This window comes from Streptococcus thermophilus (assembly GCF_010120595.1).
Classification (GTDB): domain Bacteria; phylum Bacillota; class Bacilli; order Lactobacillales; family Streptococcaceae; genus Streptococcus; species Streptococcus thermophilus.
The window spans coordinates 2,059,047-2,079,630 of the sequence record NZ_CP038020.1 but is presented as its reverse complement, the minus strand read 5'-3'; the positions used below and the strand labels follow the sequence as shown (position 1 = coordinate 2,079,630).

The window sequence follows — 20,584 nt, the reverse complement described above, 5'->3', positions numbered from 1 at the left end:
AAGTCAGCTGAAAAGAAAAAACGAATCAACTTCGACATAACGTGTCAAGGCTAATACTAAGACACCAACTCAAGTGTTTTCAAAGTTTCTCAGGGTAAGCCGTAATATGATTGGCAAGATTCAGGACTATAAACTGAAGGAAGTGAAAGTCAAGAAAGATGAAGCAACAGTGACTTTTACTTCACTCTCTGTTAGTTTCCATGGTGCTGAAGCTGCTGTTCGTACTCTCCTTATGAGTCCCTATGGTATTAATATTGACAAGTTGAAGTACTGGAACCAATCTGATAAGAGTAATGATGAAAAGGGTAAGGGCAAAGATCTCACAACAAAGTTCCTTTAGTGTGAAAACTTTAACGGTGATTTAACGCAATTTAAGGATATTGATAAAGAATTGTTCTGTATACCTTTGACAGGTTCAGATAATTTGGAAAGGAACTTCAATTTATCGAAGATAATGGGGTCAACTGGACTATCTCTACAAAAAATTATAAAGAACTTGTCGAGGATCTGGTTGACCATGCTGAATCAGGAAATAAAGCCGTTTATGCTGAACGTATCCATAAGGATTTGTCAGACTATCAACCTGAACATAGTAGCGACTCAAGTAATAAGTTATCGGGTAAGGACAAGTAGTGTGGATAATAGATTATTTTTAGTTATTTTCTCTCTTAGGATTATATAGGAGTGATAAGATGATAGTATTTTACATGAATATTAGACAATCAATATAATATAATGTAGTAAGTTAAAGATGAAAAGAGTTGTTACTGGTATGGTAGCTTTTTTCTATCTTGTTATTTCTATCCTCACCCCTATAACCATTTTCTATCACCACTTAGGTTTTTATTATTAGACGAGTTGGGATAAATATGGTAAACTGTCATCACTTACTATTAATAAAAGTATTGAGGAATATAGATATGAAAAAATGGCTTGCAGGCATAGGGATTCTTGGTTTGTCGGTTTTGACTTTGGCAGCTTGTGGAAACAAAGGTGACAGTAAGGTATCTGGTGAAAAGCAGACGATTACTGTTGCGACTGACTCTGATACGGCACCTTTCACTTTTAAAAAAGGTGATGACTTCAAGGGTTATGATATTGATTTGGTAAAGGCTGTTTTTAAGGATTCAGACAAGTATGAGGTCAAGTTTGTAACGACGCCTTTTGATTCCATCTTGACAGGGGTGGATTCTGGACGTTATCAGATTGCAGCTAATGATTTTAACTACAATGAAGAGCGTGCACAGAAATATAGTTTTTCAGATCCAATTTCACGTTCTAACTATGCAATCATCAGTGCTGAGGGTACAAAGTATACTAGCCTAGACGATTTGTCTGGTAAGACAACAGAAGTGCTTCCTGGCACTAACTACGCTCAGTTGCTTGAAAACTGGAACCACGCCAATGCGGACAAGACACCAATTACAATCAATTACGCTTCTAGCTCGACGGGTCTTTCAACACGCGTTCAACACATTCAAGAAGGAAAAATTGATTTTATCCTTTATGATGCCATTTCGTCTGAGTACATTGTTAAAGATCAAGGCTATAAGTTGGCTGTAAACAAGCTTAAAGACGATATCGGTATGAAGACTGATGGTCTTGAATACCTTATTTTCTCAAAAAATAAGCAAGGTAAGGAACTCAAGACTTTTGTCAATAAACGTATCAAAGAGCTTAAGAAGGATGGAACCCTTGCCAAACTCAGTAAGGAATACTTCGGTGGCGATTACGTCAGTGATTTGAAATAAGACTGTTAAAAGTTGAGACTGCTGTCTCAGCTTTTTGACGTTAATAAAGCTGAATTATCAGTGATATGATTTCCTTATCACTTTGATAAGAAAAGACTATTTCACAGACTTTCTGAGTCGTGCTAAAATGAATATTATAAAATTTATGATAAGATATTTGAACGGTTAGCACTAGGCTAACCGACTTTTTTAGAAAGAAAGGGCGACATTGTGAAAAAGAGTATAGAAGCATTTAATCGGTCACCTTGGTATCTTCAAGTTATCCTTGGCTTGGTTGGTTTGGCAGTAGCTGTTGCTTTAGCCATTCCCTTATCATGGCTAGTGGAAATCCTTTGGGGCTATGTTTTGCAATTGGTTACAATTGTCTTCAAATGGATTTCATCTTGGATGCCAGCTGGTAAGCTCTTCTCATGGAAGGCTGTCTTCGATGCTGTCCCTAAGATTGTAGAACGCTTGCCTTTAACCTTGGGATTGACTATTGCAGGTGCCTTCTTCGGTTTGATTTTGGCCCTTGTCTTTGCGGTTGTTAAAATTAATCGAGTACGTATCCTTTATCCAATTCAAGCCGTTTTTGTGAGCTTCTTGCGTGGGACACCAATCCTTGTACAACTCATGTTGACTTACTATGGTATTCCACTCTTCCTTCGTTACTTGAATGGTGATTTCGGCTTAGATTGGAACATTAATGAGATTCCACCAGCTATCTTCGCTATTACAGCCTTTGCCTTTAATGAAGCAGCTTACATGAGTGAGACCATCCGTGCAGCGATTCAGGCCGTTGACGCTGGGGAAATCGAAGCTGCCCGTTCTCTTGGGATGACATCAGCACAAGTTTACCGTCGTGTCATCATTCCAAATGCGGCAGTTATTGCGACACCAAGTTTGATTAACAGTTTGATTGGTTTGACTAAGGGAACATCACTTGCCTTCAGTGCAGGTATCGTTGAAATGTATGCGCAAGCTCAAATCTTAGGTGGTGCTGACTACCGTTACTTTGAACGTTATATCTCAGTAGCTCTTGTATACTGGGCAATCTCAATCTTGATTGAGTACATTGGTCGTTCAGTTGAAAATCACATGGCCATTAAGGCTCCTGAAGCGACTGACATTTCTGGCATTGGAGGTGACCGCTAATGATTAGTATCAAAAATTTGACCAAGGAATTTTCAGGACAAAAGGTTCTCGATGGCATCGATATTGACATTGAAAAAGGTGAAGTTGTGGCTCTTGTTGGTGCCTCTGGTGCAGGGAAGTCGACTATCCTTCGTTGCTTGAACTATTTGGAACAACCTGATTCTGGTACTATTGCCATTGATGATTTCAAGGTGGATTTTGGAACAATTACCAAGGAGCAAATCCTTACCCTTCGCCGTAAGTTGGCCATGGTGTTCCAACAGTTTAACCTCTTTGAACGTCGTACAGCCTTGGATAATGTTAAGGAAGGTCTCAAGATTGTTAAGAAACTTTCTGACGACGAAGCTACCAAGATTGCTAAAGAAGAGCTCGCTAAGGTTGGGCTTTCTAATCGTGAAAATTACTACCCACGTCACTTGTCGGGTGGTCAAAAGCAACGTGTGGCTTTGGCTCGTGCCCTTGCAATGAGGCCTGATGTGCTCTTGCTTGACGAACCAACATCTGCCCTTGACCCTGAGTTGGTTGGTGAGGTTGAAAAATCAATCGTAGATGCGGCTAAATCAGGTCAAACCATGATTTTGGTCAGTCACGACATGAACTTTATTTATCAAGTGGCTGACAAGGTGCTTTTCCTTGAAAAAGGTCATATCCTTGAACAAGGAACACCTGATGAAATCTTTAACCATCCAAAAGAAGAGCGAACAAAAGAATTCTTCGCTTCTTATTCAAAACAATATCTTTAAGATGGGATTTTTGTTACAATAGAAAAGGTGATGGGATAGGACTACATTTCTAGTTCATAGTCAAAGTCCCACAAGGATGATTAGGAACTTTTGAATACTTCAAAGGCGACTAAGGAGTCTACTCGGTGACTGCCTTCTGTAGTTATTATTAATCGGATTCAGAGGTTGGAGAATGTTGTCTCAGCCTTTTCTATTTTTCACTTTAGGATGATTTATGTTATTAAATATTTTTAAATTTTATCTCTTAGGCCTTGTGATTGCTTTCTTTGTTTGTTTGGTTATTGGTGTCTTTTGGCTTGGATGGCGTGCCCTACGTCATTTAGACAAAACCGTTAAGGAGCGTCAGGGTGCCCTCTATGATGCTATTATGATATCGATGGTTTCGATCCCAGTATTGGCATTTGCTTTTATGGCGATTCTTATCGTACTTAATGCATAATGCTAGCTTTGTTGGCACATTAGGTGTAAGATATCTCTACAAGAAAATCATATAAGGAGTTACTCATGTACGATACAATTGTTATTGGAGCTGGTCCTGCGGGGATGACTGCAGCACTTTATGCAGCTCGTGCCAACCTTAAAGTGGCAACTTTGGAGCAAGGTGCTCCTGGTGGACAGATGAATAACACATCTGATATTGAAAATTATCCTGGTTTTGAAAGTATTTCTGGTCCAGAACTGTCCATGAAGATGTTTGAACCCTTGGAAAAATTGGGTGTTGAAAATCTTTATGGTATCGTGTCTGGTATCGAAGACAGGGGCAATTATAAAGTTGTCAAAACTGGTGACGAGGAGTACCAAACCAAGACAGTTATCATTGCGACGGGTGCTAAACACCGCCACATTGGTGTTGCTGGTGAAGAAGAGTACAACAGCCGTGGTGTCTCTTATTGTGCTGTATGTGATGGTGCCTTCTTCCGCAATCAAGACCTCTTGGTTGTTGGTGGTGGAGACTCTGCTGTTGAAGAAGGAATTTATTTGACACGCTTTGCCAATAGCGTGACCATTGTTCACCGTCGTGACGAATTGCGTGCCCAAAAAGTCCTTCAAGCCCGTGCCTTCACCAATGAAAAGGTCAAGTTTATCTGGGATTCCGTTGTTGAAGAAATCAAGGGTGATGACATCAAGGTTCGCAGTGTTGATATCAAGAATGTCAAAACTGGTGAGGTGACTAACCACGAATTTGGCGGTGTCTTTGTTTATGTCGGACTTGATCCTGTTTCAGATTACTTGACAGGCCTCGACATCACTGACCAAAATGGTTGGGTAATCACAGATGACAAGATGGCGACAAGTGTTCCAGGTATCTTTGCCATTGGTGATGTGCGTCAGAAAGATCTTCGCCAAATTACCACAGCCGTAGGGGAAGGTGCCATAGCCGGTATCGAAGCTTATAACTACGTGACTGCACTTGGTGATAAGTAACATAAATGGAAATTCGGGAGAATTTCGAGTTTTTTGTGTTTGTGTGATGATCTTTAGCTAGTCTAGCCTCCTTTGGAGTAACATCTATGTGTAGTTTTTTGTTATAATAGAGAAGTCTTACTAAAAGTCAGTAAAAACGAGGTGACCGACTTGCGTGTTGTAGCAGGTGATTTTGGCGGGCGTCCGCTTAAAACGTTAGAAGGCAAAACGACTCGTCCAACAACGGACAAGGTCAAGGGTGCCATTTTCAATATGATTGGTCCTTTCTTTGATGGAGGACGTGTTTTGGATCTTTTTTCTGGGAGTGGTAGTTTAGCTATTGAGGCTATTAGCCGTGGCATGTCGTCTGCTGTCCTCGTGGAAAAGGATCGTCGAGCACAGGCTGTTATTCAGGAAAATATCAAGATGACCAAGAGTGAGGAACAGTTCCAGCTTTTGAAGATGGATGCGGCGCGTGCATTGACACAATTGACAGGTCAGTTTGACTTGGTGCTCTTAGATCCGCCTTATGCGAAAGAGCAGATTGTGGCCAATATTACTCAGTTAGAGGAGCAGGGGCTCTTGTCTGAAGAGGTGATGTTGGTTTGTGAGACTGATAAGGATGTGGACTTGCCTGAAGAAGTTTCAAACTTTGGGATTTGGAAGCAGAAAACCTATGGTATCAGTAAGGTGACCGTTTACGTGCGTTAGCCTTTGGTAGGGAAATTGTAGAAAGGAAATGCTATGACCAAGATTGCTATGTTTACGGGGTCTTTTGATCCGATTACAAATGGGCATATGGATATTATTGTCAGAGCCAGCAAACTCTTTGACGAGCTCTATATAGGACTTTTTTATAATAAAAATAAGCAGGGCTTCTGGGATGTTGTGACTCGCAAGCGTATCTTGGATGAGGTTGTGGCAGATTTTCCTAATGTCAAGGTCATAACGGCCCACGATAGTCTGGCTGTAGATGTCGCCAGAGATCTTGGTGTAACTTATCTGGTTCGAGGCCTACGCAATGCGACAGACTTTGACTATGAGGCTAATATGGACTATTTCAATAAAGGTTTGGCGCCAGAACTTGAAACGGTTTATTTGATTGCTAGTCATGAGGTGACACCGGTGTCTTCAAGTCGTGTGCGTGAGTTGATTTATTTTGAGGGGGACATTAGCTCCTATGTTCCGCAAGCAGTTGTTAAGCAAGTGGAGGCCAAGCGTGGCAAACAAGACAAAATCTAAATCGCTATTAGAGAAAATGTGGCGTATTAAGTGGCGGTTATTAAGTATTTTTACGGTACTTTTCCTCCTTTTTGCCCTCTTTTTCCCGCTCAATAATTACTATGTGGAGCTTCCGGGTGGTGCTTTTGATACCAAGGAAGTCTTGACAGTGAATAAGAAAGCTGATGATTCTAAGGGCTCCTATAATTTTGTGGCGGTGGCTCAAACCAAGGCGACTTTGGCCTTGATGCTCTATGCTCAGTTTAATGATTTTGCAAAGCTTCAAACGGCTGAAGAGGCAACTGGAAATTACTCTGATGAAGATTTCATGCGCATCAACCAATTTTACATGGAGACTTCTCAAAACCAAGCGGTTTATCAGGGCTTGACTCTGGCTGGTAAGGAGGTTAGTTTGGAGTATATGGGTGTCTATGTGCTTCAGGTTGCTGATGATTCTAGCTTCAAGGGTGTCCTCAATATTGCTGATACGGTGACGGCTGTTAATGGTAAGACCTTTGATAATTCTACTGACATGATTAAATACGTTCAAGGACTTAAGCTGGGTTCAAAGGTCAAGGTCACTTATATGAGAGATGGCAAAGAAAAGACTGCTACTGGTAAGATTATTAAGATTGCCAATGGCAAAAATGGTATTGGTATCGGCCTAACGGACCATACTGAGATCAAGAGTCCTGAGAATGTTAAGTTTAAACTGGATGGTGTCGGTGGGCCAAGTGCTGGTCTTATGTTTACCTTGGCTATTTACGATCAGGTGTCTGGTCAAGACCTCAAGGCTGGCCGCAAGATTGCTGGTACAGGAACTATTGAAAAAGATGGGGCTGTCGGTGATATCGGTGGGGCCTATCTCAAGGTGAAATCTGCGGCTGATAGTGGCGCAGACATTTTCTTCGTGCCAAATAATCTAGTAACTAAGGAAATGAAAAAGGCTGATCCGGATGCCAAGACTAATTATCAAGAGGCCAAGGAAGCTGCCGAGAAACTGGGGACCAAGATGAAAATCGTCCCTGTTAAAACAGCTCAAGAAGCCATTGATTTTTTGAAAAAGACTAAATGAGAAGTGAGAGTAGGACAGACAGAAATCTATGATTTTGTCTCTGTCTTACTCTCTTTTTTAGACTAAAGTGTTATAATAGTCTGTATGAAAAAACGTTATAGAACAGTAAATGATTACTATCGCGAGATTTTTGGCGAAAAGATTTTCAAACTTCCTATAGATGCGGGCTTTGATTGTCCCAACCGTGATGGAACAGTGGCTCACGGTGGCTGTACCTTTTGTACAGTATCGGGGTCTGGGGACGCTATTGTAGCTCCTGAGGCACCGATTCGTGAGCAGTTTTACCATGAGATTGACTTTATGCACCGCAAGTGGCCAGAAGTTCATAAATATCTGGTTTATTTTCAAAACTTTACGAATACTCACGCACCACTTGAGGTTATCAAGGATCGCTACGAACAGGCTATCAATGAGCCTGGTGTTGTTGGGATCAATATCGGTACTCGCCCTGACTGTTTGCCAGACGATGTGATTGATTATCTGGCAGAACTCACAGACCGCATGCACGTAACGGTTGAACTTGGACTGCAGACGACTTATGAAGAAACGTCAGAGCTCATAAACCGAGCACACAGCTATGAACTCTATGTGGAGACGGTGAAGCGCTTGCGTGAGCGTGCGCCCAAGGCTGAAATTGTATCACACCTAATTAATGGGTTACCGGGGGAAACTCATGAGATGATGGTGGAGAATGTTCGCCGTTGTGTGACTGATAATGACATTCAGGGGATTAAACTCCATCTCCTCCACCTGATGACTAATACGCGTATGCAAAGAGACTACCACGAAGGGGGTCTTAAATTGCTGAGTCAGGAAGAGTATGTGTCAATCATCTGTGACCAGTTGGAAATCATCCCTAAGGATATCGTCATTCATCGGATTACTGGTGATGCACCGCGAGATATGCTGATTGGACCTATGTGGAGTCTCAACAAGTGGGAAGTCCTTAATGCCATTGACAAAGAGATGGAACGTCGTGACTCATGGCAAGGGTGTAAAGAGTCGTTAGCAAGAAGGAGGAAAAAGCATGATTAAACGTCCCATTCATATGTCTCATGACTTTCTAGCAGAAGTGCTGGACGATGAGAGTATAGTTGTCGATGCGACCATGGGAAATGGTAATGACACAGCCTTTCTGGCTAGACTTTCCAAGAAGGTCTATGCTTTTGACGTGCAGGAGCAGGCGCTTGGAAAGACCAGTCAACGCTTGTCAGACTTGGGAATTGAAAATACGGAACTCATTTTAGATGGTCATGAAAATCTGGACCATTATGTTAGGGAGCCTATTCGAGCAGCTATTTTCAATTTAGGCTATCTACCATCTGCAGACAAGAGTGTCATCACCAAACCTCACACGACCCTTGAAGCTATTGAGAAGATTCTTGACCGCTTAGAGGTGGGTGGTCGCCTAGCTATTATGATTTACTACGGTCATGATGGTGGTGATATGGAGAAGGATGCTGTTCTTGAGTATGTGATTGGTTTAGACCAGCGTGTTTTTACAGCCATGCTGTATCAACCTATCAATCAAATTAATACCCCGCCATTTTTGGTGATGTTGGAGAAATTACAATGATTACAGATATTAAAGAAAAACTTGCAGATATGCAGGCCAAATATATAGACAAGCAGAGTGCTGAAGATAACTTAAAAACGGTTTACAATTGCAAAACGACGAAAATCAAGAAGAAACTAGCCAGTCTTGAGGTTGAACGTTGCCATAAACTTTTAGCTAAGGAAGACGTGACTGCCATTGATAAAAAAATTCGCAAGCAAAAAGAACTATTTTCTAACTGTTGTCATAAGGAAGGTTAAGAGAAACTATGCATTTATCATTAGCTTTGCTTGTTCTTCTGCTTAGCTTAATCTTATCGAACGTTATCAACCGCATTTTTCCACGACTTCCCCTACCTTTGATTCAAATTATTTTTGGAGTGGGTATTGGTTTTCTTCTTAAGGGGGAAGTTTTTGAGCTTGAAACGGAACTTTTTCTAGCGTTTATTATTGCTCCCTTGCTTTTTCGTGAGGGCGAAGAGAGTGACATTACCAGTATTCTACGTAACTGGAAGCTCATTCTGTTTTTGATTTTTCCAGTCATCTTCGTCTCTACGCTAGGAATCGGCTATCTTGCTAAGGCCGTCTTGCCTGCTTCGGTGCCCTTGTCTGCCTGTCTAGCCCTCGGTGCCGCTCTTGGTCCAACGGATTTTGTTGCCTATTCCGCTATCTCCAAACGCTTCAGTTTTCCAAAGTGGATTAGCTATATTCTGCAGGGAGAGGGTTTGCTAAATGATGCCTCTGGCTTGGTCGCCTTTCGGGTAGCAGTAACGGCTTTGACAACGGGATCCTTCTCCCTCCTGGACGCGAGCTGGAATTTGGTTATCTCTGTAATTGGTGGTTTTTTGGTTGGCTTGATTACAGCTCTATTGAATCGTCTTTTTTTGACCATTTTAGATAATATGGATGCAGCAGATGTCACAGGTGCACTCTTACTAGAGTTAGTGCTACCGATTTCCTCTTACTTTGTAGCTGAGGAAATACATGTCTCTGGAATTATTGCTGTTGTTGTAGCAGGGATTTCGCTTGCTAGCCGTTTCAAAAAAATCACCGTATTTGATGCCAAATTGGATAGTGTCTCCCATACGATTTGGGGAACCATTACCTTTGTTCTTAATGGTATGGTCTTTTTCCTTCTGGGGACGGAACTGCCAACCTTAGCAACCCCAGTACTGTCTAGCAGTACTTATGATACGCTTTGGATGCTTCTTGCCATAGTCTTGTTAACAGCGATCATGTTTGGAATTCGTTTTGTCATGATTAGTGCAGTGCTTGCCCAAAGAGCTTGGCGGACCAAACGGTCACTGAAAAAAATATGGAAGGTTGCTACGATTTTGACTTTTTCTGGCGTAAAAGGAACGGTTTCGATTGCAACAATCCTTTTACTTCCGGTTGCTAATATGACTGCGCTAGAACACAGTCTCTTGACCTTTACAGTAGCGGGTGTTACACTATTGAGCTTCTTGATAGGTATTTTAATTCTACCTAGGTTAGCTACCGGACCAGCACATACGACCAACCATTACATGCAGATTGCTATTCTTAATGATGTGGTAAGAGAGCTAGAAAAAGACCTGAAGCAGTCTGCAAATCAAGGAGCTGTTTATGCTACCATTGACAACTATAACCAACGTTTGGAAGATTTAATCTTGGAGCAGGAATCAAATGATATCAAGGAAGAGTTAGCTAATATCCGTATCATGATTATGGAAATCGAGAGTGAGGGTTTGGAATATGCCTACAAGAAGGGGAAGATTTCAGAACTCGAATACAATCTATACCAACGTTATATCAAAGGCTTGGAGCGCCGTATCAACCGTGGTTTTGTTTCTAGTCTCTCTTATGCCTCTGCTGTTTTCGTTCTTGGTCTTCGTAGAATTTTGCACCTAGCTTTTACCTTCAAGTTTCGATTTGAACAAGAGGAGAATAGGCAAGGTCCTCGATTGACCGAGGAAAATCGTGATCATATGACTGAGCTTTATTTAACAAATACTGAGCAGGTTTTGGAAGCCTTGAGTAATCTGGAAGGTGTCTATAATTCAGATCTTTTGTCTTATTTGAAACGCAGTCGGATTCGAGAGGCTGAAATTATTCAATCTGGAGCCTTTGTCGAGCGGGTTATCACTCACTTAAATCCAGACTATGTTGACGAAATGTTGCGAGGCTATTTTTTGGAACGTAAGATTATCATCGAATATGAACAAGCTGGGCGTATTTCTAGTCGTTATGCCAGACAGCTTCGTAAGGAAGTCAATACTTTGGAGAACTATTCTCTCAAAGAAACAAGCAATACTTTGATATATGATATGATCAATCTAGCCCGAAGGGGAGCTTAAGAAAGAATTTAGAGTAGAAAAAGAAGCTAAGTTATTAATTTGGCTTCTTTTAATGTTTGCTTTTTTAATTATCGTGGTCAGGAAAGAGATAGCCCAATCCTAGGCCTACTAGGATACCGGAAACAATCAGAGTTTCGGTAGGAATAGGGAATAGGGAGTAGGTCATAGATTGCATTAGCAATCATCAGCCCAATCAAGGCACTAATGAGGCTAGACTTATAATCTTTTTTCATGAAATTCTCAATTGTAAAGAAGATTAACAAGACAACTGGAAAGAGCGGCCATCGGACAATATCATATGTCTATGTGGTTAATCTTAGAATTTATTCGGTCAAAAAAGAACTGTTTTGTTATCGAATCGGTAAAAGTCAAAAGATTTCCTCACACAGTAAAACCTCTGACAAAATCTGTTTATATATAGTCGCTGCACAATTTATTTTATTCAAGAACGTCTATAGAACACCTTGTCCTTCCAGCCTTAATTTTGTATAGCGTATCTCAAATAAAAAAGAAGTAATGATGAAAGAACAAATTCCCCCAGACTTATAGTCTAGGGGACTTGTTTCTTTAATGTTGTTCGTAAATTAGCCCTAAATCAAGCTACTTTATGACTGATCTCTATAAAAGAGGGTTAATGTAAAAACGATGGTCGTCAATTGGAATAATTTGAACAGGATTTTGATAGAAGTCAGCTAAGACTTCTGGTGTGATGACATCATTTTTGGATCCTTGTGATACGATTTTTCCTTGACGGAGTAGGAGAATATGGTCCATGTTTTCAGTGATTTCCTCAGCGTGGTGAGTGACGTAAAGAACCAGTGGAGCATGAGGAAGTGAGGTGATACGATCAATCTGACGCAAGAGTTTTTCACGAGCAAATAGGTCCAAGCCAACAGTCGCTTCATCAAGAATAATGATGTCAGGATCTTCCATGAGACTGCGAGCAATCAAACAAATTTGTTTTTCTCCTTGAGAGAGGCCATGGTATTTACGACCTATCAAATCCCCAGCACCAAGTGAGGTCAGCATGTCCTTGGCTTCTTGCAACTCCTTATCCCCATATGCCCTGTAGAGGATTGAGCTCTTGTATTTACCAGTAAGGACGATTTTTTCTGCAGTCATATGCTTAGGCAGACGCTCAGTGATGAAGAAACTGACAATACCGATATGTTTGCGAAGACCCGTGATGTCTCCATTACCAAAGGTATAGCCAAGTATTTCAGCATGACCTTCGGAAGGAAAGAACTCAGCTGTCAATAAGCGTAGAAGTGTTGATTTTCCTGCACCATTAAGTCCAAGGATAGCCCAGGTCTGGCCTTTTTCAACTGACCAGTTAAGATTGGACAAGAGTGTTTTTCCTTGGCGAGCCAAGCTGACATTTTCTAAGCGTATAAGTGACATAAGTCTCTCCTTCGATGATAAATTACTCTAATTATAGCATAAAATAGAAACCTATATTGGAAAATTGTGATATAATGAAAGTCAGATTTTTTTTTAGAGGAGAAGAAAAAATGGAAGACTCTAGCGGTCAGTCCTTATTATTTCAATTTATTTTATTACTAATTTTAACCTTACTTTCGGCCTTTTTCTCAGCGTCTGAGATGGCTTTAGTATCACTAAACCGTTCACGTGTGGAACAAAAGGCTGAAGAAGGCGACAAGAAATTTATTCGCCTGCTCAAGGTTCTTGAAAATCCCAATAACTTCTTATCAACTATTCAGGTTGGTATTACTTTTATCGGTCTTTTGCAAGGGGCTAGTCTCTCTGCTTCCCTAGGAGCAGTTATAGCGACCTGGTTTGGTAACGTAGCTTGGGCTAAAACAGCAGGTAGCGTGGTATCTTTGGTGGTCTTGACTTACATTTCTATCGTTTTTGGTGAGCTTTATCCTAAGCGTATTGCCATGAACCTAAAGGAAAATCTGGCCATCTACTCAGCACCTGTCATTATTGTAACTGGTAAGATTGTCAGTCCCTTTGTATGGATTCTTTCGGCATCAACCAACCTCTTGTCTCGTTTGACACCTATGACTTTTGATGATGCGGATGAGCCGATGACACGTGATGAGATTGAGTACATGTTGACCAAGAGTGAGGATACACTTGAAGCTGAAGAAATCGAAATGCTTCAAGGTATCTTTTCTCTTGATGAATTAATGGCGCGTGAAGTCATGGTTCCTCGTACAGATGCCTTCATGATAGATATTGAAGACGATACTCAGGAAAATATCCAAGCCATTCTAAAGCAAAGCTTCTCTCGTATCCCTGTCTACGAAGATAATAAGGATAAGATTATCGGTGTAATCCATACCAAAAACCTCCTTAAAGCGGCTTATGAGCTCGGTTTTGAGAATGTTAATCTTCGCCGTATCATGAATGAGCCCCTCTTTGTTCCAGAAACAATTTTCGTTGACGACCTCTTGGCAGCCTTTCGTAACACCAATAATCAAATGGCTATCTTACTTGATGAATATGGTGGTGTGGCTGGTCTGGTGACCTTCGAGGATCTTTTGGAAGAAATCGTCGGTGAAATTGATGACGAAACAGATAAAGCTAGTGTGGAAGTTCGTGAAATAGGAGAGAATACCTATATTGTTGAAGGATCTATGACTCTTAATGACTTCAATGAACACTTTGACACAGAGCTTGAAAGTGATGATGTTGACACTATCGCAGGCTATTATTTGACTGGTGTAGGAGCAATTCCCACTCAAGAAGTCAAGGAACATTACGAAGTTATCAACAAGGACAAACGTCTTGAATTTATTAACGATAAGGTTAAGGATGGTCGCGTAACCAAACTTAAGGTAATCATCACAGCTGCTCCAGAAGAAGCAGGAGAATAGAATTCACCAGCTTTAGATTAAAAAAGACTAGAGCTAAAAAGTAAGATAATGATAATTGAGCGCCTTCTTTCCTTTGGATTGAAAGTGCTTTTTATTATCTTTTTGATAAATATTTTTTAATATATAATTAGATTAAAAATATATGATAACCTCTATGCTATGCTTTATTATAAAAATAAAACATCTAGTTATTATTGACCTACGACATTTTTTTGAAGTAATTTAAACGGGTTTTGAAATTATGGTAGACTAAGAATAAAAATAAATAATATTTTGATTAAAACGCCTTTCTATTACTTTTTATGACAGAATATAAATTAACTGATAAATGATAAAGGAGAATCTTAATAGCTTCTAAAAAATCTCTATATTCTATACATAGTAGCTTACTTTTACTCACCCTTACTCTAGGAGACTTTTTACCAGTAACTTCTTTTGCAGATGCCGGCATTGCGACAAATGATACTGTTCTTATGCAGCCAAAAACTGATACAGATACAAATACAAGTGAGGACCCTCAATCACCTGAAGTTCCTTCAGTCAACGTTAATGGTTGACCTGTTGCTATTGTAACACCAGCAGCACCAGCTATAACGGCACCTGGTCAAACAATCCTTTCTAAACAAAATAGTCAGCTTGTTGTTGCCAATAATGACGGTACAACAAGTCTTGTTGTTCCATAAGTACAGGATTCAAAGTGAATGCTGACGGTACATTGACTGGTAAAGTATCAACTGTAATATTGACGCTTATAGGAACATTCTTCCATGTTCTTGCAGTTTTATTGGTATTCAAGAAACGTGCCTAATAGTATAGATAATAAAAAACCGGAAGAATCCAGTTTTTCCCTTTCTTCTTCTGGTATAGTATAGTTATATAGTAATTTTAGATGTATTATAGTATAACTTTTATCTTAAATTAGATAGACATGGAGCATGTTTCTGATAAAAGAGGTATAATGAAAACATGTAAAAAGCGTTTACAAGGAGGCTGCCATGGTAGAAATTAATTACAGTCAGGTGACTGGACTTGTTCATTCAACTGAAAGTTTTGGATCCGTAGATGGTCCGGGAATCCGTTTTATTGTTTTTATGCAAGGCTGTAAGATGCGTTGCCAATATTGCCATAACCCAGACACGTGGGCAATGGAGTCAAATAAGGCTGTTGAGCGTACTGTCGAGGATGTTTTAGAAGAAGCTCTTCGTTTCCGTCATTTTTGGGGTAAACAGGGTGGTATCACCGTATCTGGTGGTGAGGCCATGCTTCAGATTGATTTTGTCACAGCCCTTTTTACGGAGGCTAAAAAGTTAGGTATTCATTGTACGCTTGATACCTGTGGATCTGCTTACCGTAATACTCCTGAATATCATGAAGTTATTGACAAACTCTTGGCTGTTACTGATTTGGTTCTACTTGACATTAAAGAGATTGACCCAGAGCAACATAAGTTTGTAACTCGCCAGCCTAATACGAATATCTTGGAATTTGCTAAATACTTGTCTGATAAACAAGTACCAGTCTGGATTCGTCATGTTTTGGTACCAGGTTTTACTGACTTTGATGAGCATCTGGTTGAATTGGGTGAATTTGTGAAGACCTTGAAAAATATCGATAAATTTGAAATTCTTCCATATCATACGATGGGGGAATTCAAGTGGCGTGAACTTGGCATCCCTTATCCATTGGAAGGTGTCAAACCACCAACTGCAGATCGTGTTAAAAATGCTAAGGCTCTTATGCATACGGAAACTTATCAAGAGTATAAGAATCGTATCGGGGTTAAAACCTTGGATTAAAGAATGAGCTCTCAACAAGAGCTTTTTTATTTTGTTTCTCTTTAGGAAGCAATAAAAAGCAGGTAATTATGTTTCGTATTTTAAAAATTGATGATGACTTTGTTTACCTTAGTCATCCCGATGGGCGCTTGAAAAAATAGATTGTACTCTTTTTGATTTTGATATAAATTTAGGGGATCGTGTTGAGGTCTATCAAGATGGAGAGTTGACAGTGGTTACTCCGGCGGAAGTTCAAATGGACTTGAGCCTTGAGGGAGATAAATCTGTTAAGTCTCATCTCTTACAAGGAATCTTAGATCTTTTCCTTGAGACCCTCAATATTTACAACAATCATTTGGGTGACTTGAAGAAGATTTCCACACAATTATTGATAACGCTTTTCATGGCTTGGAGCTTGTTGGGAGTTATTCTGGTTGAGCTTCTTCTCTTTGTGGAGTCAGTCATTGTGTTTGTATGGAGACTTTTGGTTCGACTTGTCAAATTAATGCGAATTAAAGATAATACTAAGGTCTTGATTGATGAGACGCAAAAACGCCATGCTAAGCGTGAACGTCAGAAAGCTCAAAGACGTGAGCAAGAAAGACGACGTCAAGAAGAGCAAGAAGAACGTGAGTATCTTCGTGAAACAAAACGTCAAAAGGAACTGATGATTGTTGAAGCAAGCCTTAGTCAGGAAGCAGAACGCGAGAGCCTTTCAACTAGTCTTGCTTTGGAGCAAGCAAGTGCCTCTAGTCAATCTGCTAGCGAAGCCTTGGTAGAAGAAAGCCAAGCAACTTCAGAGTCAGAAGCTGTGTCTGAATCAGCAACGTCTGAAAAATAGAACAAGAAAAAGAACCGAGATTAACAACTCAGTTCTTTTTATATGATAAATCACAAGAATAAGTGCAACATTTACTCGAACTCATCCTCTAGAGATTCACAAACAGTTCTGTAAGCTAAACATTTTCGTGGTCGATGATTGATATCATCTAAGGCCTTGTTCAAAACCTTATCAGAGATAGTAGCTAAATCTGTTTTCTTTGGGAAATATCCTCTTAGTAAGCCATTTGCGTTCTCATTGCTTCCTCTCTACCAGAGGATAGCATGCAAACTCTTTTCCCCTGTCTGAAGTGAAAGTTATAAGAGTCTCTTTTGGAAATAGCCTACAAAGTTGTTCGATGGCTGAAAATATGGCTTTGGTTGTTCTATCTGGTATCTTGGAAGCTAAGTAAAAACGTGTTTTTCGCTCTAGAAAGGCCACTAAACACCCCTTGTTTTTGCCTCTGGAAGACACCACAGTATCAAGCCTCCCAGTGACCAAAGGTCTCACGATTCCTGACCTCCTTAGGACGTTTGGCAATTGGCGTACCAATTCTAAATCTTCCACCTGTTTCTTTGGGTTGTCGACTGTTTCCTTTCCGACGAAGGACGCTCAAATCCAGATCAATCAAACCAGTATAGAGCCAGTTATAGATGGTTTTATAGGTTTCTATCTTTATTCAGTCGGTTATGGTAAGCTGGGAGTAGCTTATAGTTTTTCCTCGGGTTCTGTTTGTTTCGTTACTTACAGTTTACACCAATGAAACGCTATGAGTTTTTTGTTGCACTATATTTTACAATCTATTATATGAGAAAAGCACCGTAGGTGCTTGTGAGAGGTGACTATAGCGTTTTTTCAGAATCACGAACAACGAGCAAGTCAACTTTTGCGTGACGGAGAATGTACTCAGAAGATGAACCGATAAGCAAACGCTCAAAAGTATTGAGACCAGTGGCACCAATCATAATAAGGTCAACATTTTCCTTATCAGGGATATCAACAGCCAAAAGGCTCTTAGGATTACCGAACTCAATAACTTTGCGAATCTTAGTTAAACCAGCTTCTCTGGCTTGACGTTCATAGTTAGCCAATACAGCTTTAGCCTCGTCTTCTAGTTTTTCATAGATATAAGAGTCGAAAGTCATAATGCTTTGAAGGGCGCGTGTATCGATAACGTGTACTAAAAGTAACTGTGCGTTATTACGTTTTGCAACGTGCACACCTTTGAGAAAGGCCAGCTCTGATTCGTGAGAACCGTCGATGGCTACCATAATATGTTTATATTGTTGAGACATAAGCTCTACCTCCTATCTTTAGTTTTATTATACTCCTTTAATCTTGAAAATGAAAATGTTGTTATGGGTTTTCTGAAATCTTTTTTGACTGCTTACTTTACGATACTATCAGTAATGGGAAGAGTTTGACCTTATCTAAAAATTGAATATTGTCTGAAAAAGAGGTATAATACAATCTGTTATTAGCTTCGTAAGAAACGAGATAATCAATGAGGAAGATAAATCTTCAGAAATGATGCCAAACGGCTAGGTCTAAGATGGTGTCAATGAAAGTAAAAATCCCCATCAGGTGTTGAATTTTCTTATTTTCTACTAGATGTATCTGCTTTAGTATCTTTTGAAAGGATTTACCTATGAAAACATTTGATAAATCATCAAAGTTGGAACACGTTGCCTATGATATTCGTGGTCCAGTTTTGGATGAGGCCAACCGTATGATTGCCAAAGGTGAAAAAATTCTCCGTCTGAACACAGGAAATCCTGCGGAATTTGGTTTTACAGCACCAGATGAAGTCATTCGTGACTTAATTATGAATGTTCGTAACAGTGAGGGGTATTCAGATAGTAAGGGGATTTTCTCAGCTCGTAAGGCTATTATGCAGTATTGCCAGCTTAAGGGTTTCCCAAATGTAGACATCGATGATATCTATATTGGTAACGGTGTGTCAGAGATGATTCCCATGTCTATGCAGGCCTTGCTTGATGATGGTGATGAAGTCTTGGTTCCAATGCCAGACTATCCTCTTTGGACAGCCTGTGTCAGTCTAGCTGGCGGTAACGCTGTTCACTATGTCTGTGATGAAAAATCTAACTGGTATCCAGACATTGATGATATCAAATCAAAGATTACATCAAATACTAAGGCTATTGTTATTATCAATCCGAATAACCCGACAGGTGCTCTTTACCCTAAAGATGTTCTTGAACAGATTGTCGATATTGCACGCCAAAATGATTTGATTATCTTTGCGGATGAGATTTATGACCGCTTGGTTATGGATGGTAAGAAGCACATTGCTATTGCAAGTCTTGCACCAGACGTTTTCTGTGTATCTATGAATGGTCTTTCTAAATCTCACCGTATTTGTGGTTTCCGTGTAGGTTGGATGGTTCTTTCTGGGCCTAAGAAGAATGTTCGGGGCTATATTGAAGGGCTTGATATGTTGTCCAATATGCGCCTTTGCTCTAATGTGCTCTCTCAACACGTAATTCAGACCTCACTTGGGGGCTACCAATCTGTTGATGAGCTCCTGATTCCAGGTGGTCGTATTTATGAACAACGTGAGTTTATTACAAACACAGTAAACGATATTCCAGGACTCACAGCTGTTAAGCCAGATGCGGGTCTTTACATCTTCCCTAAGATTGACCGCAACATGTATGATATTGACGATGATGAAGAGTTCTGTCTTCGTCTTTTGAAGAAGGAAAAGGTCCTCTTGGTTCCAGGTAAAGGCTTTAACTGGAATGAACCGGACCACTTCCGTATTGTCTACCTTCCTCGTGTAGAAGAATTGGCTGATCTTGGAAATAAAATCGAGCGTGTTTTGTCATATTATAAGCGCTAAATTCGTGAAAACTGGACAAAAAGACTTGTTCGGTTTTTATCTTGCTTAAAAAGGAGTCGTTTTTAGCTAAAATCCGAACGTTTTTCCTGAAAAAAGACATAATATAATGAATAGTAGAATAATAAATAATTTTCAGACAATTGTTTGCAATTTTTAGTTCAGGTATGCTATAATGATAGTGCTAGCGGATCTTAACGGATATGCTTGGTACAGGACCTGTGATTATTAAGATTATAAATAGAAAGTGAAGACAATAAAAATGGCAAATTTGCTTGATAAAACACGTAAAATTACTTCTATCTTGCAACGCTCAGTAGATAGTTTGGAAGGAGATCTTCCATACAACAACATGGCTGCTCAGTTGGCAGATATTATTGATTGTAATGCTGCTATTGTAAATGGTGGAGGTGCTCTCCTTGGTTTTGCTATGAAATACAAAACCAACAATGACCGTGTGGAAGAGTTTTTTAAAGCTAAACAACTTCCAGAGGAATACATACGTGGTATCAGCCGTGTTTATGATACTCAAGAAAATATCGGTATTGACAGTGACTTGACCATCTTCCCAGTGGAATTAAAAGATGATTTCCCTGACGGTTTGACTACAATTGCACCAATCTATGGTGGTGGTATGCGTCTTGGTTCTTTCATTATTTGGCGTAACGACCATGATTTTGTGGACGACGACCTTATCTTGGTTGAGATTGCATCTACAGTAGTTGGTTTGCAATTGTTGCATCTTCAAACAGAAAACTTGGAAGAAACGATTCGTAAACAAACAGCTATTAATATGGCTATTAATACATTGTCTTACTCAGAAATCAAGGCAGTTTCAGCTATCTTGAATGAGTTGGACGGTTTAGAAGGTCGTTTGACAGCCTCTGTTATCGCGGACCGTATCGGAATCACTCGTTCTGTTATTGTTAATGCTCTTCGTAAATTAGAATCAGCTGGTATTATTGAAAGTCGTTCGCTTGGTATGAAAGGTACTTACCTTAAAGTCCTTAACGAAGGTATCTACGACAAATTGAAAGAATACGAATAAAACATTGAATAGAAGTGAGG

The 20,584-nt window shown here is 40.0% G+C and carries 20 protein-coding genes and 1 pseudogene; 18 read left to right on the top strand and 3 right to left on the bottom strand.

What is annotated here, in order from left to right; translation table 11 throughout:
* The first annotated feature begins 106 nt into the window (after nt 1-106).
* The 13 genes from E3C75_RS10890 to E3C75_RS10830 all read left to right on the top strand — a co-directional run bounded on the left by E3C75_RS10890 (nt 107) and on the right by E3C75_RS10830 (nt 11,218).
* Entirely contained in the window at nt 107-340 is a 234-nt protein-coding gene (locus E3C75_RS10890) for a hypothetical protein (RefSeq protein WP_065972545.1), read from the top strand.
* A gap of 580 nt (nt 341-920) precedes the next feature.
* Nucleotides 921-1,751: a transporter substrate-binding domain-containing protein gene (locus tag E3C75_RS10885; protein WP_084829071.1), complete on the top strand. Its 831-nt coding sequence runs from the start codon at nt 921-923 to the stop codon at nt 1,749-1,751.
* Nucleotides 1,752-2,138: 387 nt separating this feature from the next.
* Entirely contained in the window at nt 2,139-2,885 is a 747-nt protein-coding gene (locus E3C75_RS10880) for an amino acid ABC transporter permease (RefSeq protein ID WP_100262472.1), read from the top strand.
* Nucleotides 2,885-3,628, top strand: a complete 744-nt coding sequence (locus E3C75_RS10875) for an amino acid ABC transporter ATP-binding protein (protein ID WP_084829069.1) — start codon at nt 2,885-2,887, stop codon at nt 3,626-3,628. The genes E3C75_RS10880 and E3C75_RS10875 overlap by 1 nt, the downstream gene beginning before the upstream one ends.
* Before the next feature lie 214 nt (nt 3,629-3,842).
* Nucleotides 3,843-4,067: a DUF4059 family protein gene (locus E3C75_RS10870; RefSeq protein ID WP_084829068.1), complete on the top strand. Its 225-nt coding sequence runs from the start codon at nt 3,843-3,845 to the stop codon at nt 4,065-4,067.
* A gap of 65 nt (nt 4,068-4,132) precedes the next feature.
* Nucleotides 4,133-5,053 (top strand): thioredoxin-disulfide reductase, encoded by a 921-nt coding sequence (gene trxB, locus E3C75_RS10865; protein ID WP_084829067.1) that lies wholly within the window; start codon nt 4,133-4,135, stop codon nt 5,051-5,053.
* A 150-nt stretch (nt 5,054-5,203) separates the two neighbouring features.
* Nucleotides 5,204-5,743, top strand: coding sequence for a 16S rRNA (guanine(966)-N(2))-methyltransferase RsmD (gene rsmD, locus E3C75_RS10860; RefSeq protein ID WP_339327201.1), 540 nt, complete (start codon nt 5,204-5,206; stop codon nt 5,741-5,743).
* 33 nt (nt 5,744-5,776) lie between these two features.
* On the top strand, nt 5,777-6,274 hold the full coding sequence (gene coaD, locus E3C75_RS10855) for a pantetheine-phosphate adenylyltransferase (protein WP_095559436.1): 498 nt from the start codon (nt 5,777-5,779) through the stop codon (nt 6,272-6,274).
* Entirely contained in the window at nt 6,252-7,328 is a 1,077-nt protein-coding gene (locus tag E3C75_RS10850; protein WP_171815041.1) for a SepM family pheromone-processing serine protease, read from the top strand. The genes coaD and E3C75_RS10850 overlap by 23 nt, the downstream gene beginning before the upstream one ends.
* Nucleotides 7,329-7,412: 84 nt before the next feature.
* Nucleotides 7,413-8,363, top strand: coding sequence for a tRNA modification radical SAM protein MnmL/YtqA (gene mnmL, locus E3C75_RS10845; RefSeq protein ID WP_111679688.1), 951 nt, complete (start codon nt 7,413-7,415; stop codon nt 8,361-8,363).
* A complete protein-coding gene (gene mnmM / locus E3C75_RS10840) occupies nt 8,356-8,904 on the top strand; it encodes a tRNA 5-(aminomethyl)-2-thiouridylate-methyltransferase MnmM (RefSeq protein ID WP_084829063.1) in 549 nt (182 codons plus the stop codon). The genes mnmL and mnmM overlap by 8 nt, the downstream gene beginning before the upstream one ends.
* Nucleotides 8,901-9,143, top strand: coding sequence for a hypothetical protein (locus tag E3C75_RS10835; RefSeq protein WP_011226461.1), 243 nt, complete (start codon nt 8,901-8,903; stop codon nt 9,141-9,143). The genes mnmM and E3C75_RS10835 overlap by 4 nt, the downstream gene beginning before the upstream one ends.
* Before the next feature lie 8 nt (nt 9,144-9,151).
* On the top strand, nt 9,152-11,218 hold the full coding sequence (locus E3C75_RS10830; RefSeq protein WP_084829062.1) for a cation:proton antiporter: 2,067 nt from the start codon (nt 9,152-9,154) through the stop codon (nt 11,216-11,218).
* Between the two features lie 618 nt (nt 11,219-11,836).
* Here the strand turns inward: E3C75_RS10830 and E3C75_RS10825 are convergent.
* Complete coding sequence (locus E3C75_RS10825) at nt 11,837-12,619, bottom strand: ABC transporter ATP-binding protein (RefSeq protein WP_111679687.1); 783 nt, start codon at nt 12,617-12,619, stop codon at nt 11,837-11,839.
* Nucleotides 12,620-12,729: 110 nt separating this feature from the next.
* Between E3C75_RS10825 and E3C75_RS10820 the strand changes: the two genes are divergently transcribed.
* The 3 genes from E3C75_RS10820 to E3C75_RS11925 all read left to right on the top strand — a co-directional run bounded on the left by E3C75_RS10820 (nt 12,730) and on the right by E3C75_RS11925 (nt 16,677).
* A complete protein-coding gene (locus tag E3C75_RS10820; RefSeq protein WP_024703987.1) occupies nt 12,730-14,061 on the top strand; it encodes a hemolysin family protein in 1,332 nt (443 codons plus the stop codon).
* 995 nt (nt 14,062-15,056) lie between these two features.
* Entirely contained in the window at nt 15,057-15,857 is an 801-nt protein-coding gene (gene pflA / locus E3C75_RS10815; RefSeq protein ID WP_111679686.1) for a pyruvate formate-lyase-activating protein, read from the top strand.
* A 211-nt stretch (nt 15,858-16,068) separates the two neighbouring features.
* Entirely contained in the window at nt 16,069-16,677 is a 609-nt protein-coding gene (locus E3C75_RS11925) for a hypothetical protein (protein WP_223899685.1), read from the top strand.
* Between the two features lie 71 nt (nt 16,678-16,748).
* Here the strand turns inward: E3C75_RS11925 and E3C75_RS11920 are convergent.
* Together E3C75_RS11920 and E3C75_RS10800 are read right to left on the bottom strand one after the other, a co-directional pair.
* Nucleotides 16,749-17,323: pseudogene (locus tag E3C75_RS11920) on the bottom strand (IS30 family transposase); the annotation flags it as partial.
* Nucleotides 17,324-17,498: 175 nt separating this feature from the next.
* The gene (locus tag E3C75_RS10800; protein ID WP_084826116.1) at nt 17,499-17,951 is read right to left on the bottom strand and encodes a universal stress protein; all 453 of its coding nucleotides are present in this window, start codon (nt 17,949-17,951) and stop codon (nt 17,499-17,501) included.
* Between the two features lie 353 nt (nt 17,952-18,304).
* Here E3C75_RS10800 and E3C75_RS10795 point away from each other — a divergent pair, with 353 nt between their 5' ends.
* Together E3C75_RS10795 and codY are read left to right on the top strand one after the other, a co-directional pair.
* On the top strand, nt 18,305-19,519 hold the full coding sequence (locus E3C75_RS10795) for a pyridoxal phosphate-dependent aminotransferase (RefSeq protein ID WP_002951721.1): 1,215 nt from the start codon (nt 18,305-18,307) through the stop codon (nt 19,517-19,519).
* Between the two features lie 259 nt (nt 19,520-19,778).
* A complete protein-coding gene (gene codY, locus E3C75_RS10790) occupies nt 19,779-20,564 on the top strand; it encodes a GTP-sensing pleiotropic transcriptional regulator CodY (protein WP_084826115.1) in 786 nt (261 codons plus the stop codon).
* The last annotated feature ends 20 nt before the right edge of the window (nt 20,565-20,584 follow it).

What these genes read in the sequence shown, in the direction of transcription:
- mnmM (WP_084829063.1), top strand. Translation starts at nt 8,356, where the DNA reads ATGATTAAACGTCCCATTCATATGTCTCATGACTTTCTAGCAGAAGTG.
- E3C75_RS10830 (WP_084829062.1), top strand. Translation starts at nt 9,152, where the DNA reads ATGCATTTATCATTAGCTTTGCTTGTTCTTCTGCTTAGCTTAATCTTA.
- E3C75_RS10885 (WP_084829071.1), top strand. Translation starts at nt 921, where the DNA reads ATGAAAAAATGGCTTGCAGGCATAGGGATTCTTGGTTTGTCGGTTTTG.
- E3C75_RS10835 (WP_011226461.1), top strand. Translation starts at nt 8,901, where the DNA reads ATGATTACAGATATTAAAGAAAAACTTGCAGATATGCAGGCCAAATAT.
- pflA (WP_111679686.1), top strand. Translation starts at nt 15,057, where the DNA reads ATGGTAGAAATTAATTACAGTCAGGTGACTGGACTTGTTCATTCAACT.
- E3C75_RS10820 (WP_024703987.1), top strand. Translation starts at nt 12,730, where the DNA reads ATGGAAGACTCTAGCGGTCAGTCCTTATTATTTCAATTTATTTTATTA.
- E3C75_RS10890 (WP_065972545.1), top strand. Translation starts at nt 107, where the DNA reads ATGATTGGCAAGATTCAGGACTATAAACTGAAGGAAGTGAAAGTCAAG.
- E3C75_RS10795 (WP_002951721.1), top strand. Translation starts at nt 18,305, where the DNA reads ATGAAAACATTTGATAAATCATCAAAGTTGGAACACGTTGCCTATGAT.
- codY (WP_084826115.1), top strand. Translation starts at nt 19,779, where the DNA reads ATGGCAAATTTGCTTGATAAAACACGTAAAATTACTTCTATCTTGCAA.
- E3C75_RS10800 (WP_084826116.1), bottom strand. Translation starts at nt 17,951, where the DNA reads ATGTCTCAACAATATAAACATATTATGGTAGCCATCGACGGTTCTCAC.
- trxB (WP_084829067.1), top strand. Translation starts at nt 4,133, where the DNA reads ATGTACGATACAATTGTTATTGGAGCTGGTCCTGCGGGGATGACTGCA.
- E3C75_RS10870 (WP_084829068.1), top strand. Translation starts at nt 3,843, where the DNA reads ATGTTATTAAATATTTTTAAATTTTATCTCTTAGGCCTTGTGATTGCT.
- E3C75_RS10875 (WP_084829069.1), top strand. Translation starts at nt 2,885, where the DNA reads ATGATTAGTATCAAAAATTTGACCAAGGAATTTTCAGGACAAAAGGTT.
- E3C75_RS10880 (WP_100262472.1), top strand. Translation starts at nt 2,139, where the DNA reads ATGCCAGCTGGTAAGCTCTTCTCATGGAAGGCTGTCTTCGATGCTGTC.
- E3C75_RS10825 (WP_111679687.1), bottom strand. Translation starts at nt 12,619, where the DNA reads ATGTCACTTATACGCTTAGAAAATGTCAGCTTGGCTCGCCAAGGAAAA.
- coaD (WP_095559436.1), top strand. Translation starts at nt 5,777, where the DNA reads ATGACCAAGATTGCTATGTTTACGGGGTCTTTTGATCCGATTACAAAT.
- mnmL (WP_111679688.1), top strand. Translation starts at nt 7,413, where the DNA reads ATGAAAAAACGTTATAGAACAGTAAATGATTACTATCGCGAGATTTTT.